The organism is Bacillus cihuensis, assembly GCF_000504145.1.
Classification (GTDB): domain Bacteria; phylum Bacillota; class Bacilli; order Bacillales; family DSM-1321; genus Peribacillus; species Peribacillus huizhouensis.
Genome location: NZ_KI632497.1, coordinates 1 through 14,663, shown reverse-complemented (window position 1 = coordinate 14,663; position 14,663 = coordinate 1). Strand labels below are relative to the sequence as shown.

Here is a 14,663-nt window from a genome sequence, read left to right as displayed (position 1 = left end):
GCCATGCAACGAATAGAAGGACTGACGATTGACTTAGCTCTTGATACCACCGCCTTAAATCGTGGATTAACAGGGTTAAAAGATAAATTAAGAACGGTCAATAGCGAAATGAAAGCGAACATGTCTGCTTTTGATCGTGGTGATAAATCTGTAGGAGCATATGAAACACGCTTGAATGGTTTAAATAGAAAGTTAGAAGTACAGAAAGCAGTAACAAAAGCGGCCAAAGAACATTATGAAAAAATGGTACGTGAACACGGCGAGGGTTCAAAGCAAGCTGATAAAGCGGCTGCGAGCTATAACAATCAAGTTGCAGCCCTTAATAATTTAGAACGATATGTTGGGAAAACACGGGAAGAACTCGAAAGGTTAAGAGAGCAACAACGTATCGCTCAATCAGGCTGGACTCAATTCGGTAACCAATTGAACGAAACAGGAACCCGACTGACTAAAATTGGCGATAGTATGAAGAATGCCGGAAGATCAATGTCCATGTATGTAACAGCTCCTATTGCCGGGATAGGTGTAATGGCGATAAAGACAGGCATGGACTTTGAAGAAAGTATGAGCAAGGTTGCTGCAATTTCCGGGGCTACTGGTAAAGATTTTAAAGCATTAGAAAATCAAGCAAGGGAGCTCGGTGCATCTACCAAATTCACAGCAAAAGAAGCAAGTGAAGGTATGCAATATCTAGCACTTGCGGGATTTAAAACAAAAGACATTATGTCAGCAATGCCTGGAATGTTGGATTTAGCGGCAGCAGGTGCTATGGACTTAGGAAAAGCGGCAGACATTACAAGTGACACGATGCAAGCGTTCGGAATGAAAGCAACTGAAGCAAGTCATGCAGCAGACGTTTTTGCTTATGCACAGGCAAACGCAAATACAAACGTCGAGCAAATGGGGGAAGCTTTAAAATATAGTGCTCCGGCAGCTCACGCTTTCGGTTGGAGCTTAGAAGAAACTTCGGCTGCCACGATGGTTTTTGCAAACAGCGGCCTTAAAGGTTCAATTGCTGGACAAGCTTTTGCCTCCTCTCTTACTCGTTTAGCGAAACCGACTAAGAAAATGGGCAAATTGTGGGAAGCCACCAATTCCGAGTTTTTTGATGCAGCAGGAAACCTAAAAAGTATGCCGGATTTAGTAAAGGAATTAGAAATTGCAACAAGAGATATGACACAGGAACAGAGAGCTGGATATCTAGCGACTACATTCGGGGCAGAGGCTTATAAGCATTGGGTTATCTTGCTTGAAAGCGGATCTGAAAATCTGCGTACTATGACAAATGATCTTACAAACGCTGATGGTGCAGCATCAAAAATGGCCAAAACTATGAATGATAACGCCAAAGGCGATATCAATATGATGGTTGCATCCATACAAGAATTATCTATACAAATTTACAAAATTTTGGAGCCGACAATTAGAAATCTCATCCAGACTTTTACCGGTCTTGTAGAGAAGGTTCAGAAACTACCAAAAGAATTTAAACTAGCGACAGTCATCATTGGTGGCCTAGTGGCTGCAATCGGTCCACTACTGCTTGTTGGCGGAATGTTTATAGGGTTTTTAGGTAATGCGCTGACGGGTATTTCAAAACTTTTCCCGGCGATAGCGAGGGCAGGTGGATTACTTAATTTTCTAAGGTTAGGATTGGCTGCATTGACAGGACCTGTAGGAATCGTTATAGGAGTACTCACTTTGCTAGGTGCTGGATTTGTACTGCTATATAAAAATTCAGAGACGTTCCGTGAAGGTATTCATAATCTAATTACCAAAATTAAAGACCTTGCAAAAGATGCTTTAGCTGTAATAAAGCCAGCGATTCAAGCGGTTATACAATTTTTTAAAGACCAATTAGCCATCCTTCAAAAATTCTGGCAGGAAAACAGTGACGTGATCATTCAAGCCCTAAAAAATATCAGTACAGTGGTTGGTGTAATTTTTCAAGGGATTTTTGCAGTTATTAAATTTATCATGCCTGCTGTACTAGCTATTATTAAGATGGTTTGGGAAAACATAAAAGGTGTGATTTCAGGAGCTTTAGATGTCATTATGGGTCTGGTCAAGGTATTCTCAGGTTTATTTACAGGTAATTTTAGCAAGATGTGGGAAGGCATCAAACAAGTGTTTTTTGGTGCGCTAGAATTAATTTGGAATGGTGTCCAATTAATGTTCTGGGGGAAGATGCTGAAAGGGATATTATCACTAGGCAAATTGCTTGTTAGTGGATTCAAAAGTACTTGGGGAAGTATCCAAAATGTATTTTCCACGGTGATTGAGTGGATAGTTAATTTTGTGAAAAACAGATTCACAGCCATGCAGAATACAACCAACAGCATTTTAACAGGTATTAAAAATATCATTTCAACGATTTGGAATGCCATATTAAGCTTTTTCAAGTCAGTAATTCAATCCATTTTCGATTTTGTGAAAAACAGATTTACCAGCATGCAAAGTACAGTGAGTTCGATCATAACCACGATAAAAAATGTTATCTCCACAATCTGGAATGGTATTTTAAGCTTTTTTAAATCGGTGATTCAATCCATTTTTGATTTAGTGAAAGGCCGTTTCGACACTTTAAAAACTACTGTTGAAGCCATTTTTACAGCCATTCGCAACACTGCAAAAACAATCTGGAATGCTGTCAAAGACTATATTTACAATCCCATCAAAGATGCTGTTACGAATACCCTAACGAAATTTAACTCATTAAAATCTCAATTAGGAGAGATTTTTGGCACAATCAAAAACAATGTCAAAGGCTATGTCGCGGATATGGTTGAAACAGTGAAGGGCATGCCACAAAAAATGGGAGATGGACTTAAAAGTACAGCTTCGAAAATCGGCGATGGTCTTAAAGCGGTAGCTAATAAAATGACAGAAACACTTGGTAAAGGTGTCAACGGCGTCATAACTGGTGTCAATTGGGTTTTAGATAAAGTTGGCGTATCCAAAAAGATTGGAGATTGGAAAGTACCCCAATACGCCACAGGGACGGATAACCATCCGGGTGGTCCTGCTATTGTCGGAGAAAAGGGACGGGAGCTTGCCCATGTTCCTGGTGTAGGGTATACCATGCTTGGAGAAAAGGGTTCCCAATTTTTAAACCTTCCAGCTGGTACTTCCGTTTTACCAAACAAGCAAACTGAAAACCTTTTAAGCGGTTATTTCCCTGGTTATGCAAACGGAATCGGTTGGCTTTCATCGGCTTGGGAAGGTACTAAAAACATAGCTAAAAACATCAAAGATACAGCATTTGACGTGTGGTCTTATATCTCTGATCCAGGCAAACTCTTTAATAAAGCAATGGAAGCGTTCGGAGTCGAAACCCCATCTTTCCCAGGTGCTTTAAAAGATGTTGGAACGGGTGCATTTACAAAAATTAAAGATTCTATGCTTGGTTATATGAAAGGGTTAATTTCTGATTTCGATTTCGGAGGATCGTTGGGAGCTCCTCCCGGTAAAGGTGTGGAAAGATGGAGAAATGTCATCCTTCAAGCAGCAGCAGCAATGAAAGAATCAATAACGGATGCGGAGCTTAATGGTATTCTTGCTCAGATTCAACGTGAGTCAGGTGGTAATGAAAAAATTGTCCAATCATCTGCTGTGTGGGATATCAATACTGCTTCTGGAAATCCTGCTCGTGGATTGCTTCAGTATATTCCACAAACATTTTCGCGCTATGCCGTAAAGGGCCATTCTAATATTTATTCTGGTTACGATCAGTTGTTAGCATTCTTTAATAATACTTCCTGGAAAAAAAATCTTCCATACGGTAAGCGCGGCTGGGGGGCAACTGGAAAACGTAAATTTGCAACTGGTGGGCTAATTAAATCAAGAGGTTTGTATGAGTTAGCTGAAGGTGGTTGGCCAGAGTTTGTTATCCCTACTGACCCAAGCAGACGTACAGATGCAATGAAGTTATTAGCATTAGCTGGAAAAACGATTGACACAGGTAATAAACGTCCGAGTCAATTGCCGAACGTTAGTGGTAGTTCTGGAGACGACACACTCTCTAAACTGTTAGAAGCTACACTGGAACAAACAAAAGTCTTGTTGCAATTATTAAATAAAGATACTGATATATATATGGACGGAGCAACGCTAACAAATGGAGTTCAAGATCACCTTAATTATCAGTATTCAGCTAGTTTAAGAGCGGCAGGTGTGCGACGATGATTTTATTAGAATTAAACGGAAATAAGATTGATTTAAAGGCATTCGGTATTACTCCGTTGAAGCTTATTATCGATTCACTTTCCCCTCGTAACGAATCAGAAACTGTCGAAGGAATGGACGGCCATATTGATTTAGAAACGACATACGATGGGCGCACAATGAGCGCTTCATTTTTTATAAGATCTGCTGAAGACTACAATTATAGTCAACTACAAAGTTTGGTATATCGGCTGTTTAATGGCAAGACATACTTTTATGTAATCGATGATAAGGAGTTACACAAGCGCTGGAAGGTTAGATCAGCTGAAAAATACACGGTAGAAAAGTTAAGTTGGAATGCAGGGACTTTTACTATTAATCTCGTTTCCCCGTCTCCATATGCTGAGTCATTAGGGACCACACTTAGACCTGGCATATCAGATTATTATTTTGGAGTAGGTAAAGGAAAAATAGATGAAGGGGATCCAACAATTCGGTATGTATTTACCGAAAAATCCTTTGCGGTGTTTAATGATTCTGATGTAATAGTAGATCCACGTAACAAGGAACATATTATTGAATTTGAAGGTGCATCTACTAACCTATCAATTAAAAATCTGACAACCGGTGATGAGTGGATATATACAGGATCAACAACTCCTAGCGATGTTATCCGCCTAGACGGTATTCGGTCTTTCAAAAACAGCTCCAGTATTTTTGGACAGACCAATCACAAACTAATCACTCTTGAGGAAGGGTGGAACTACTTCGAAATAACGGGAGCGACTGATTTCACGATCAGCTTCGACTTCCGTTTTTATTATATATAGGTGGTGTTTTAGATGGAAACAAACAATAAGCAATCGGTGATACTAGACATGCGTCTTGCAACAACAGTCCCAACGCCGACCTTTATCCAAAACGACACCAATATCCTAGAATTTGTCATTAAGGACAATGGTGCTGTTGCGGATCTAAGTGATGTAGATAATATAACCGTAAACTTTCAACGTCCGGATGGAGTTATTACTACTCGTAGCTTAACGGCAACAGAAAACACAATCAAATACGATATTGGAACCGAAGAAATGGGCGCGCCTGGATATGGTGAGCTTACTTTGCAGTTCTTTAAAAAAGGTACCCGCCTAAGTTCAAAGCGTTTGAAAGTGTATTTCGCAAAGTCTTTGGGAGCCTCTTTTGAAAAATCAAAGGGTATGCCTTTGTTACAAGAATTTTTTGTTGAAGTGGAAGACGTAGCCCAGACTACGATGGATGCCGCCAATTTCGCTATGGAAAAAGGTAATGATGCTGAACAAGCAGCCGCAAATGCTATTCATGAAGCATCTAATTTAGCGCAAATAAAATCAGCTACCGAAACAGCTACGTCAAATGCCAACACAGCAAAAACTAATGCTGATCAAGCAACCACAAATGCAAATACCAAAGCAAATTTTGCCCAAACACAAGGAGATTACGCCAAGACTCAGGCAGACCGTGCAAAGACTGAAACGGATCGTTTAGTGGGTACGGATGTTAGTGTTTTAGACAACAAAATCAATCAAACTATGTCGCAGTTGGTCGAAACAGTGAAGAAGGTTAATGGGGTTACTCCTGACGTTAACGGAAATGTTGTAGTCAGTTCTGGGAGTGATGCAAACACCACGCCTAATCGTTTTGGGTACTCTGCAAAAAAAGAGATGGTTGAACATTGGCAAGCAGGACATGGGTGGACAAAGCAAAGCCCCGCTGGTTCAACTATTGCCGATGATACAGTCAATTTCCGCACAGGTAAACAAGCAATTAGATTGGATGCTACCACTATTACGTGTTTTGCTGATAAAAGCATAAATTCCAACGTGATAGATAAAGGGATTGAAGTAGATGTGTACATTCCCGATGTGTCTACAATTGAGAGCGTTGATATTCTATTATCCCCTACTACAGGCTTTACAAATTACTTTGCCGAATCTGTTTTGGGAAGGGAATTGAGAAATGGGTGGAACACAATTGGCTTAATACCGAGAAAATTCAATCGTTTAGGGTCTACTCCACCAACAATTGACCAGTTAGCGAATATACAACGATGGAGAATAAAAGTTGTTCCAGTACCAGGCAAGTCAACCGTCGCTATATTTGATAGGATACAGCTTGTCCCTAACCCATTTAGTCGTGCCAAGGTCGTTTTACGGTTTGATGATGGTCACGATACTGTATATAAAGAAGCCAAGCCGATTATGGATAAATACGGTTTACGCGGTGTGGCGTATGTGATTACTGCACAGCATGATGATAAGACATCGAACAGGATGACTATGCAACAGTTACACACATTGCAGGATTTAGGGTGGGATATTGCAAGTCATACAGTCAATCACACATATTTACTGGATGATAAACCATCGCCACAGGAACTCACCCACCAATTGTTGGATTCTAAAAAGTGGCTACTTGAAAATGGGTTTTATCGTGGTGCTGATCATTTAGCAACTCCGGGCGGTCAATTTAATCCTGCTATTTTGGATGAAATTAAAAAGTATTACTCAACGCATAGCACCGTTATGGATGGGTATGAATACTATCCACCAGCCGATGTGCACAGGTTAAAAATACAAAATGTGATTAATTCTACAACGGTCGCACAGGTTCAAACGTGGATTGATTTTGCCGTACAGAATAAATCACTATTAATCTTAACTTTCCACTATTTTGCAAACCCTGCAACAGCAGAAACGCAAGTATTACCATCTAATTTTCAATTGATGATGGATTATTTAGCAACAACTAACGTGGATGTAGTAACTATGTCTGATTTGGCGAATTATAATGCACCTATTTAATTCACTAATGGTCAATAATATGCAGTATTCAAACACTCATCGAGGTGTATTTTTTATGCTCTCATTTTTATAAGATTATTTGATATACTATATATTATTTTATAGAAGAAATGAGAGTGTAAAATTTGAAGGCTTTGAAAATATTCATTTATTCATTAACAGCAGGAATACTACTGTTTTTAACTAGTGTTATATTACCTAAACTTGAGTATATACAGTCTCTAAAATTCAATGTTTCAAAGTGGATTTGGATCATCATTGTCACTTTATTTATATTGAAAGTTAAAGAAAAAATGTGGATTAAAGTAGTTTCATTAATCTTAAGTTTAGTTTTTTTTATGTTAATTCTTATTTTATTTGTGCCTTAGTCGGTGAAAACTGTACATTAGTTTAACTCAGAGATTAGCAATTAGCTAGTCTCTTTACCTTTGTGTTCTCCCTTTGATATCCGACTGAATATATTCACAGCTTTATAGAAAACAGACCCAACGATAAATGTTAGGTCTGTTTATGTTACTTGTAAATTGTATAAGGGATGTTTACTTTAGGATTACCCTCTGAATATGGAGCGACTTCGTATTCTTGGAATACTAGTTTTATTCCCCCATCCGCATATACAAATTGTGTATCTCTGGTAATATCAAAATCGTTTATGTTGTCAAGATAGTAAGGATATGAATTAATGATCGTTTTAAATGCATGTCTTTTAACTTTCAAATAATTATTTCTATTTTTTAGAACATCATGAAGAACTATACGATTACCGGTGCTTAGACTGAAATTATAGGCTTCTGCTGATCCCATTCCATGTGCACCGCCCATGTACTGATAATCATACATGATAATGCTTAGAGTGTTGTTTTTATTGTAAGCAACTTCATACGAAGTCAGATACTCCCATTGGAATGCGTAGTCAGGATAGGTCCCATCATCTTCAAGTTTCCATTCTTCTAAATCTGCTAACATTAATTGTTTGTATTTTATTGAATTTCTTATGTGATTTCGAAGAGTGTTATTAATCTTATCTTGAACTGACTTTGTCGATAATCCAGAAATTTGTGGATAAACTAATTCTTTATCTGCTTGAACCGTCGTTTTCCCTACTTTAGCTACAATTGTTTTAGCTTCATCAAACTTTAGGGATTTAGTCGTAACATAGGCTTTTTTCTGGTTGTATTTAACTTCAGACCAACCTGACTTAGTTTTGGAAAAAATGGTGATTTTGTCACCCTTTTTCAAGTATCCAACCACTTTATACTTTGTCCCTGCACCATTTCTAATTTCAAGTTTGTTCACAATAACCGTAGCTTTTGAAGTGGATGCAGCTTCTACTGAATTAGTAGTAAAAGATAATGAGATTAATAATGCTATTGCTAAAGAAAATAACAATGAAGCTTTAAATATCCTTTTCATTCAAATTACCTCCTATATAGTGAAATCTATATTAGTATATAGGAAAATAAATGAAAAAAATAGGTTAAATTAGGAAATGTTTTGTGAGTATTGTAACAGAATTAATTAATATTGATTAATTACACAAGTCCAATAAGGGCTTTTTCTATTTGCCGAAAGGAGGCGGTGCTATTGCTTGTAGTTAAAAATTTAACAGGGGATACAGAATTATTAACTAACATCAATAGTTGTGAAATTAATGAAGAGGTAAACGGAGATTTTTCAATTTCATTTACCTCTTTTTCTACTGCCAATAATGCCCACTCGTATCCACTTTTAGAAGAAGAAAGCACAGTCGAATTAGATGGACACGAATATAGAGTTAAAAATATGACAGAGATCCGCAATCAAAAGTCAGTTGCAGCACAACATGTTTTCTTTGATCTAATCGAACATCAAGTATATGGCATTATAGGTGGCACAAGGAATGCAAATGATATTTTTTCTTTCCTGTTATCGGGTACCGGTTGGACTTTTGAGATCGTTGACGTAACGAATTATGCGTTGTTCGCTAATTTCGGTGAAAATAATGTTCTTTCATTAATTTGGGATGCTTGTTCTAAACTTGAATGTGAGATTAAGATTATGCCCAATAAGCATGTCAAGATTTTTAAGCAAATTGGTACGGATACCGACAATCAATTTAGGTATAAGCATAATGTTAAAACACTCAAAAAGTCAGTGGATACTACCAATCTACGTACCGTAATAAAAGGTTTTGGAAGTAATGGATTAGAAGTAACGTACAGGTCACCTATGGTAGAGGTATACGGAGAACGTCACGCAGAACCTGTCAGAGATGATCGTTACACGATTGTTGAATCAATGAATGAACGAATTAAACAAGAGTTGAATGATGTTCCAGTGATTAGTTTTGAATTAGAAGTAACCCGGCTTGGGTTTGATGTTGGTTTAGGTGATCGGCAATGGACCATATACGAGCCAATGAATATTGACTTTAAAACAAGGGTGATCGCTCGAAAATGGTATCCTTTTAGCAATAAAAGTCCTGTTGTCACTCTAGGTAATAAGAAACGTAACTTTACAGATGTACTCACAGAAGCTCGAATTGAAATTGACGAAGACAAAAAAGAATATCGATCAAAGTTTGAGCAGGCTAATGAAAATATTAACATGCAGGTTGAGAGACTTGACGGCGAAGTACAAGAGGCGATATCACAAATAGACGTGAAAGCAGAAGGGGTATTGATTGAGTCTAAGGCTTACACGGACACAGGAATAGATGAAGCCTACAATTACTTTGACGGTCAAATTGAATCTGTTGAAGCATCAATAAATGTGGTAGCAGGTACGGTCGCTCTCAAAGCGTCAGTTTCTTATGTAGATGGTCAAGTAGGCGCTGTAAATTCGAACATTGGTGGACTTGATTCTCGTATCCGAAGCGCTGAAGGGTCATTAAGTGTTCAGGCAGGACTGATATCCTCTAAAGTGAGTCAATCGGATTTTACCGGTAATACAATAGCATCTTTGATTAATCAATCTGCAACTACTGTCGATATCATAGCGAGCAAGATTAACTTTGTGGGAGCCGTATCAGTCCTATCGGATATCACCGGCAGTCTCGGTAACATTACGGCAGGTAATATAACAGGTGCAACTATTCGTGGCGGGCAATTTGTTTTAGATGGCGGAACTCTAGACCTGCGTTTAGGTAACATCATATGGGGTAATAACGTGCCGGGTAACGTCCTGTATGCCCAAAATGCAGGAAATGCAAATACGCTAAACGGATCTTACACGTATCAAAGTTTTAGCTTAACAGGGCATGTCCATGCTGATAGCCAGTACGTCAAACCGTATACTGGTCAATCTTTGAAATTATGGCGCAGTGGTAATAGAGTAAGAGTTTACGATGGCTCATCTTACACAGAATTAACAGGAACAGTAGGATAAAAATTAGGAGGAATAAAAATGGAAATTACATTTCAATTAGCAAATGGTGGAACTATAAAGGCAACAATAGAAAACTATAATGCAAAATCGTTAGCAGAAAGCTTAAATGATCATCGCACACAGTTTATAGCTTTAGGGGAAACAGGAATGCACAAAAACGAAATTCGCTTGTGGTATCCAACACCAACAGAACCAACAGCATAGTTATTTCCAAGTTTCATAGGCGGGCTTCTACCGTCTTTTTATTTTGTGAATAACAGAGAGATTTATGTTAAAGGGGGCAATCACATTGGGGGAGATCGCGATGAATACAAATGATAAGGAAATCACAGAAGTAAAAAGCGATATTAAATCACTAGAAAATCGAGTAAATGTTCTAGAAAGAACTTCAGATCGCCATGACCAACAGATTATTTCCATGAATGAGAAATTGGTTAAGATTGACGAAAATACTACATGGATAAAAAGGACGATAACTGCAGCGATAATTACAGCGATTTGTACTGGCATCATTGGTGGAGCAATCGCTATTTTTTATAACGTATTAAAAGGAGGTCATTGAAATGAAAAAGGATATATTCACATTACTAGGGGGGTTCCTGACAGCCCTTATTTTTTTCTTTGGAACGATTGGCATTTCCTTTGCTTGGTTTACGGAAGCAAGCATTAATGCTTTTGTGCTTGTTATTTCTGCTTTCGCTGCACTCGTAATTAATGTGTATGCCGTGTGGAAGAACACGCACACTGGCTGGTTTAAAAAGAAAAAGAGGACTTAAGCTGTTCACACGGATGGCTTTTTATCTTATTAAGGAGCTGGTTAAATGAGCGTGACAACTACATGCCGAGATATCAATGAGCTGCATCCTGTTGCCCAAAGGGCTTGTCGATTATTTTTAGACGAGTGTAAAAAAGCTAGCATATATATATTCATCACAGAGACTTACCGTAGCCAAGCCCGTCAAGATTATCTATATGCACAAGGTAGGACAAGGCAAGGGCAAAAGGTCACATGGACTTTAAAAAGCAATCATACTGGGCGTATGGCATGGGACATTGCAGTTAGTCCTCCATTAGGATTGTACGATGTAAATACCTTGAAAAAAGCAGGGGAAATTGCAAAGAAACTAGGGATTACATGGGGAGGTACATGGTCCACTCCAGATATGCCCCACTTTGAAGTGAAGGTATCGTGGACATCACCTGTTTTTGCTTCAGCAGTCAAAGAAGAAAAAAAGGAGGAACCTAAAGTGAGTGGAAATAAACCAAATTGGGCTGATTGGCAATGGCAAGAAGCGGCAGAAATTTATAAGAAAGCAAGGGGAAATGGGATTTTAAGTTCAGATCAATGGGAGAAAAAAGCATCTGAAAAGAGCTTAACATTTGATGAAATCGATTATTTGAATTTAGTATTAAACGGTCGTCTTTTATAGTATGTAAAAGCCCTTCTCTTAATTGAGAGGGGCTTGTTTTGTGAAGATCTCAAAAAAAAAGATGCTTAGAAGCATCTATGGTCCTTCTGCTGGTGTTTGCAATTGTGGGTTTGCAGTTTGTATTTTAATATCTTTATTGAAAGCAATAATTCCATAGAAAAAGGCGACTATACATGCCCCAAACCAACCGTAAAACGCAACAACACTGTGTATTTGATTTGCAAATTTAGATGTCCAATAATAAGCAAAAATACCGGTTGTTAAAGAAAATACAGCTAAAAACAACATTGTAGGCCATAAGCGCCGAACTATAATTTTGGTTGATTCTGCATTTAAAGTATCAAACATCGTTCTCACCACGCATATATCTTCTCAGTGCCATAAAACCTGGAATTGATAAAAACATAACAGAAGTTGGAACTGAAGCCGCAAATGAAAAAACAGGTATTAAAAATGATAAAGACAAAGTTACTAAAGCCAAAAAGACTCCATGTACCATAGCGCTTTTTTCAAATTTGTTCCTTTTTTCTATCATTTTATTGTATAACATGGTTTCATTACGCTCCTCGACGTTCTCTTTATTATTAATTTTATCATCTGAAGGAGATATTATGCTATTTAATTGTTCAAAAGTATTATTAAAGGCAATACTTATTCCATTCAGATTTTCTAAAACTATCTCATTGTATGATGTCTGAGGGATAAATGATCTTACAAACTGATTTTGTATTTTGGTTTGATTAAATGTTTTTAAATTTTCAATAATTGGATATGAATCTTTGAAGTTATTACTAGAGATATAGTTTTTGTCAATACCCAAGACATTTTCTAACTTTTGCGTCGGAGACGGAAAAGTCTGTACTGTAGAACTTCCTACAGCAGCGATACAACTAATAGCGATTATTTTTACAATTTTTTTGTCCACAGAATATTCGGTTGAAGGTTCTAATTCAACTTCAGCTTGACCATTAATGAGCTCAATATATGCTGCATTCATTATAATCTCTCCTGTGGATAAACTAAAACAGGGAATCCTCCGATATTTTCGTGATTCACATGAATATATGCAGTATATTTACCTTCCAATCTAAATGCGATATTTCTAAAATCCATGTTAAATATAAATCCATTGGATTCTTTTGGTAAGATGCTGTCATCAAAATTGATATTTGGCGGTATATCAATGTGGGGTGTTTCAACAACATTAACTTCATTTGGATCTTTTATCTCAAATCGAAGGACGTTTTTCTTATCAGGGTCCAAGCCTAATACTCCGAAGGTAACAGCAAATGAAAATGTTCCAGGAATAAAAGTTGGTCTAAAAACATTTTGAGGATCAATAACTTGAATGCTTTGTACATTACCATCCATAGTTTGTTGTTTTACATCATTAGAAAAGGCGAATGTTGTGACAATAGGTTTCATTTTTTTCCTCCGTTTTGATTATCAAATATAATGTGAATTTGAAATTTATTAAATGAAAATACAATAGATATAAATAAGCTTACTATAAAGTTTCCACAAACAAAAGATATTCCCTCTAATTGAAAAAAATAGTTCTCATCCCATTGAGCTTCCGATGTATTAATAGCTTCAAGCAGAGTTAAATAATCTCTCATAGCTTCTACATTCATATCTTTTTTTTATTTCTCACCAGTAAGTAATAGACTGCGTAGGAACCTCTTAGATAAGTAATGTAAAAGCCCTTATTCTATACGAATAGGGGCTTTTCTGTTTTTATTTCTATCGTCAAAGGTTTTCAGTCTCCAAATAGCCATTTCTTTTGCTTGTTCTGGCGTGCTTCCGAAACATTGATGAACGCTTAATTTTCCATTCGAAGCAGACACGTTATAATGATCTCCGAAATCATATACAGTAAATTTTATTTTCCCTCTACGGTAGTACCAAAACCAATTCCAATATCTAACTACGTAGTTACACCAAATACGTTCCCTTAATTCATACCATCGTTCTCCAATATTGTTCATCTCATCACTCCTATATAAATAGTTAGAAACTCACACCATTTATATTCGATGTGTAGGATAAAAGTCCTTGTAAAGGTTTTGTAAAATAAATAAGCCCGTCTCTTGATTGAGAGGGACCTATTCGTTGTTTCCTTTCTTTAAATAAAAACTTAGCAATTCCTCACACTTATTCCGCAACCGTGGATTGAAATAGTTATGATGCTCTTCATATCCCTTATAAATAAAGGTATACATCGTGAAATCTGCTTCTCTTTTAATTTCTTCCACTTTAATTTTTTCTTTTCGCAAATGGTCCTTAGCAACTTTTAAATCCTTCCGTACAGCCGAAATCGCACTCTCGACTATATCCATATAGGGAGATTTTATTTTAAAAGATCCTTGTTCAATCAAAACTTTATCTTGTTCGAGTATTTTAAGTAGCATTGGTAAATACAAAGCTGTTTCTATGATATCTCTGTCGGTTTCTGGAATCCTAATCATGGTAATACCTTTCTACAGCAACTATACAGTCGAGTTCAATTCTAATTTCCCCACTTAATAAATCCAAGATTAAATATTTCATTTGCCTATCCACTTCAGCAACAATCCCAATATTGGTAACGTATTTGCTATTCTTCCGGAAAGTAATACGAACGGGGAGTGTATAGTTTAATGATTCCATTGCTACAATCCCGTTTTGCTTGAATACTTGCTCGTTTAATAGAGTATTATTTGTAAGCTCATCTTTAATCACATAACCATCTCCTTTGATATGTTTATTATATGCAAACATTCGTTCGAAAACAACTTAAAATCAAACGAATGTTCGTATAAAAATAATGCTATAAAGGAGCTGGTAAATAGAAGAAGCCCTTCTAAGGAAACTATATATAATGTCT

At 37.1% G+C, this 14,663-nt stretch carries 16 protein-coding genes; 8 read left to right on the top strand and 8 right to left on the bottom strand.

The features are described 5' to 3' along the window. The first annotated feature begins 3 nt into the window (after positions 1-3). The 3 genes from V179_RS29240 to V179_RS0118185 are packed head-to-tail and all read left to right on the top strand — an operon-like array spanning position 4 to position 7,001. On the top strand, positions 4-4,185 hold the full coding sequence (locus V179_RS29240) for a phage tail tape measure protein (protein WP_051405041.1): 4,182 nt from the start codon (positions 4-6) through the stop codon (positions 4,183-4,185). Further along, positions 4,182-4,994: a phage tail domain-containing protein gene (locus V179_RS0118190; protein WP_028392721.1), complete on the top strand. Its 813-nt coding sequence runs from the start codon at positions 4,182-4,184 to the stop codon at positions 4,992-4,994. The genes V179_RS29240 and V179_RS0118190 overlap by 4 nt, the downstream gene beginning before the upstream one ends. Before the next feature lie 12 nt (positions 4,995-5,006). Continuing rightward, entirely contained in the window at positions 5,007-7,001 is a 1,995-nt protein-coding gene (locus V179_RS0118185; protein ID WP_028392720.1) for a polysaccharide deacetylase family protein, read from the top strand. Positions 7,002-7,514: 513 nt separating this feature from the next. Here V179_RS0118185 and V179_RS0118175 read toward each other — a convergent pair. Then, complete coding sequence (locus V179_RS0118175; protein ID WP_028392718.1) at positions 7,515-8,414, bottom strand: PdaC/SigV domain-containing protein; 900 nt, start codon at positions 8,412-8,414, stop codon at positions 7,515-7,517. 119 nt (positions 8,415-8,533) lie between these two features. Further along, the gene (locus V179_RS31805; protein WP_235179158.1) at positions 8,534-8,707 is read right to left on the bottom strand and encodes a hypothetical protein; all 174 of its coding nucleotides are present in this window, start codon (positions 8,705-8,707) and stop codon (positions 8,534-8,536) included. Between V179_RS31805 and V179_RS0118170 the strand changes: the two genes are divergently transcribed. The 5 genes from V179_RS0118170 to V179_RS29235 all read left to right on the top strand — a co-directional run bounded on the left by V179_RS0118170 (position 8,634) and on the right by V179_RS29235 (position 11,797). Further along, a complete protein-coding gene (locus V179_RS0118170; protein WP_268745212.1) occupies positions 8,634-10,367 on the top strand; it encodes a phage tail protein in 1,734 nt (577 codons plus the stop codon). The two genes, V179_RS31805 and V179_RS0118170, sit on opposite strands and share 74 nt — an antisense overlap. A gap of 18 nt (positions 10,368-10,385) precedes the next feature. Beyond that, on the top strand, positions 10,386-10,571 hold the full coding sequence (locus V179_RS0118165; RefSeq protein WP_028392716.1) for a hypothetical protein: 186 nt from the start codon (positions 10,386-10,388) through the stop codon (positions 10,569-10,571). Between the two features lie 100 nt (positions 10,572-10,671). After that, positions 10,672-10,929, top strand: a complete 258-nt coding sequence (locus tag V179_RS0118160) for a hemolysin XhlA family protein (protein WP_034302166.1) — start codon at positions 10,672-10,674, stop codon at positions 10,927-10,929. Between the two features lies 1 nt (position 10,930). Continuing rightward, on the top strand, positions 10,931-11,143 hold the full coding sequence (locus tag V179_RS28305; RefSeq protein WP_034301979.1) for a hypothetical protein: 213 nt from the start codon (positions 10,931-10,933) through the stop codon (positions 11,141-11,143). A 45-nt stretch (positions 11,144-11,188) separates the two neighbouring features. Further along, complete coding sequence (locus V179_RS29235; RefSeq protein WP_051405039.1) at positions 11,189-11,797, top strand: M15 family metallopeptidase; 609 nt, start codon at positions 11,189-11,191, stop codon at positions 11,795-11,797. A 75-nt stretch (positions 11,798-11,872) separates the two neighbouring features. On the opposite strand, the gene V179_RS0118145 is transcribed toward V179_RS29235, so the two are convergent. The 6 genes from V179_RS0118145 to V179_RS0118115 all read right to left on the bottom strand — a co-directional run bounded on the left by V179_RS0118145 (position 11,873) and on the right by V179_RS0118115 (position 14,518). Next, positions 11,873-12,145 carry a hypothetical protein gene (locus V179_RS0118145; RefSeq protein WP_028392714.1) on the bottom strand — a complete coding sequence of 91 codons (273 nt, stop codon included), beginning with the start codon at positions 12,143-12,145 and terminating at the stop codon, positions 11,873-11,875. Then, positions 12,138-12,794: a hypothetical protein gene (locus V179_RS0118140; RefSeq protein ID WP_028392713.1), complete on the bottom strand. Its 657-nt coding sequence runs from the start codon at positions 12,792-12,794 to the stop codon at positions 12,138-12,140. The genes V179_RS0118145 and V179_RS0118140 overlap by 8 nt, the downstream gene beginning before the upstream one ends. Next, positions 12,794-13,222, bottom strand: a complete 429-nt coding sequence (locus V179_RS0118135) for a hypothetical protein (protein ID WP_028392712.1) — start codon at positions 13,220-13,222, stop codon at positions 12,794-12,796. Before V179_RS0118135 ends, V179_RS0118140 begins: the two co-directional genes overlap by 1 nt. A gap of 281 nt (positions 13,223-13,503) precedes the next feature. Further along, a complete protein-coding gene (locus tag V179_RS0118125) occupies positions 13,504-13,785 on the bottom strand; it encodes a hypothetical protein (RefSeq protein ID WP_028392710.1) in 282 nt (93 codons plus the stop codon). Positions 13,786-13,902: 117 nt separating this feature from the next. Further along, entirely contained in the window at positions 13,903-14,265 is a 363-nt protein-coding gene (locus tag V179_RS0118120; protein WP_028392709.1) for a hypothetical protein, read from the bottom strand. After that, the gene (locus V179_RS0118115; protein WP_028392708.1) at positions 14,258-14,518 is read right to left on the bottom strand and encodes a hypothetical protein; all 261 of its coding nucleotides are present in this window, start codon (positions 14,516-14,518) and stop codon (positions 14,258-14,260) included. The genes V179_RS0118120 and V179_RS0118115 overlap by 8 nt, the downstream gene beginning before the upstream one ends. Between the last annotated feature and the right edge of the window lie 145 nt (positions 14,519-14,663).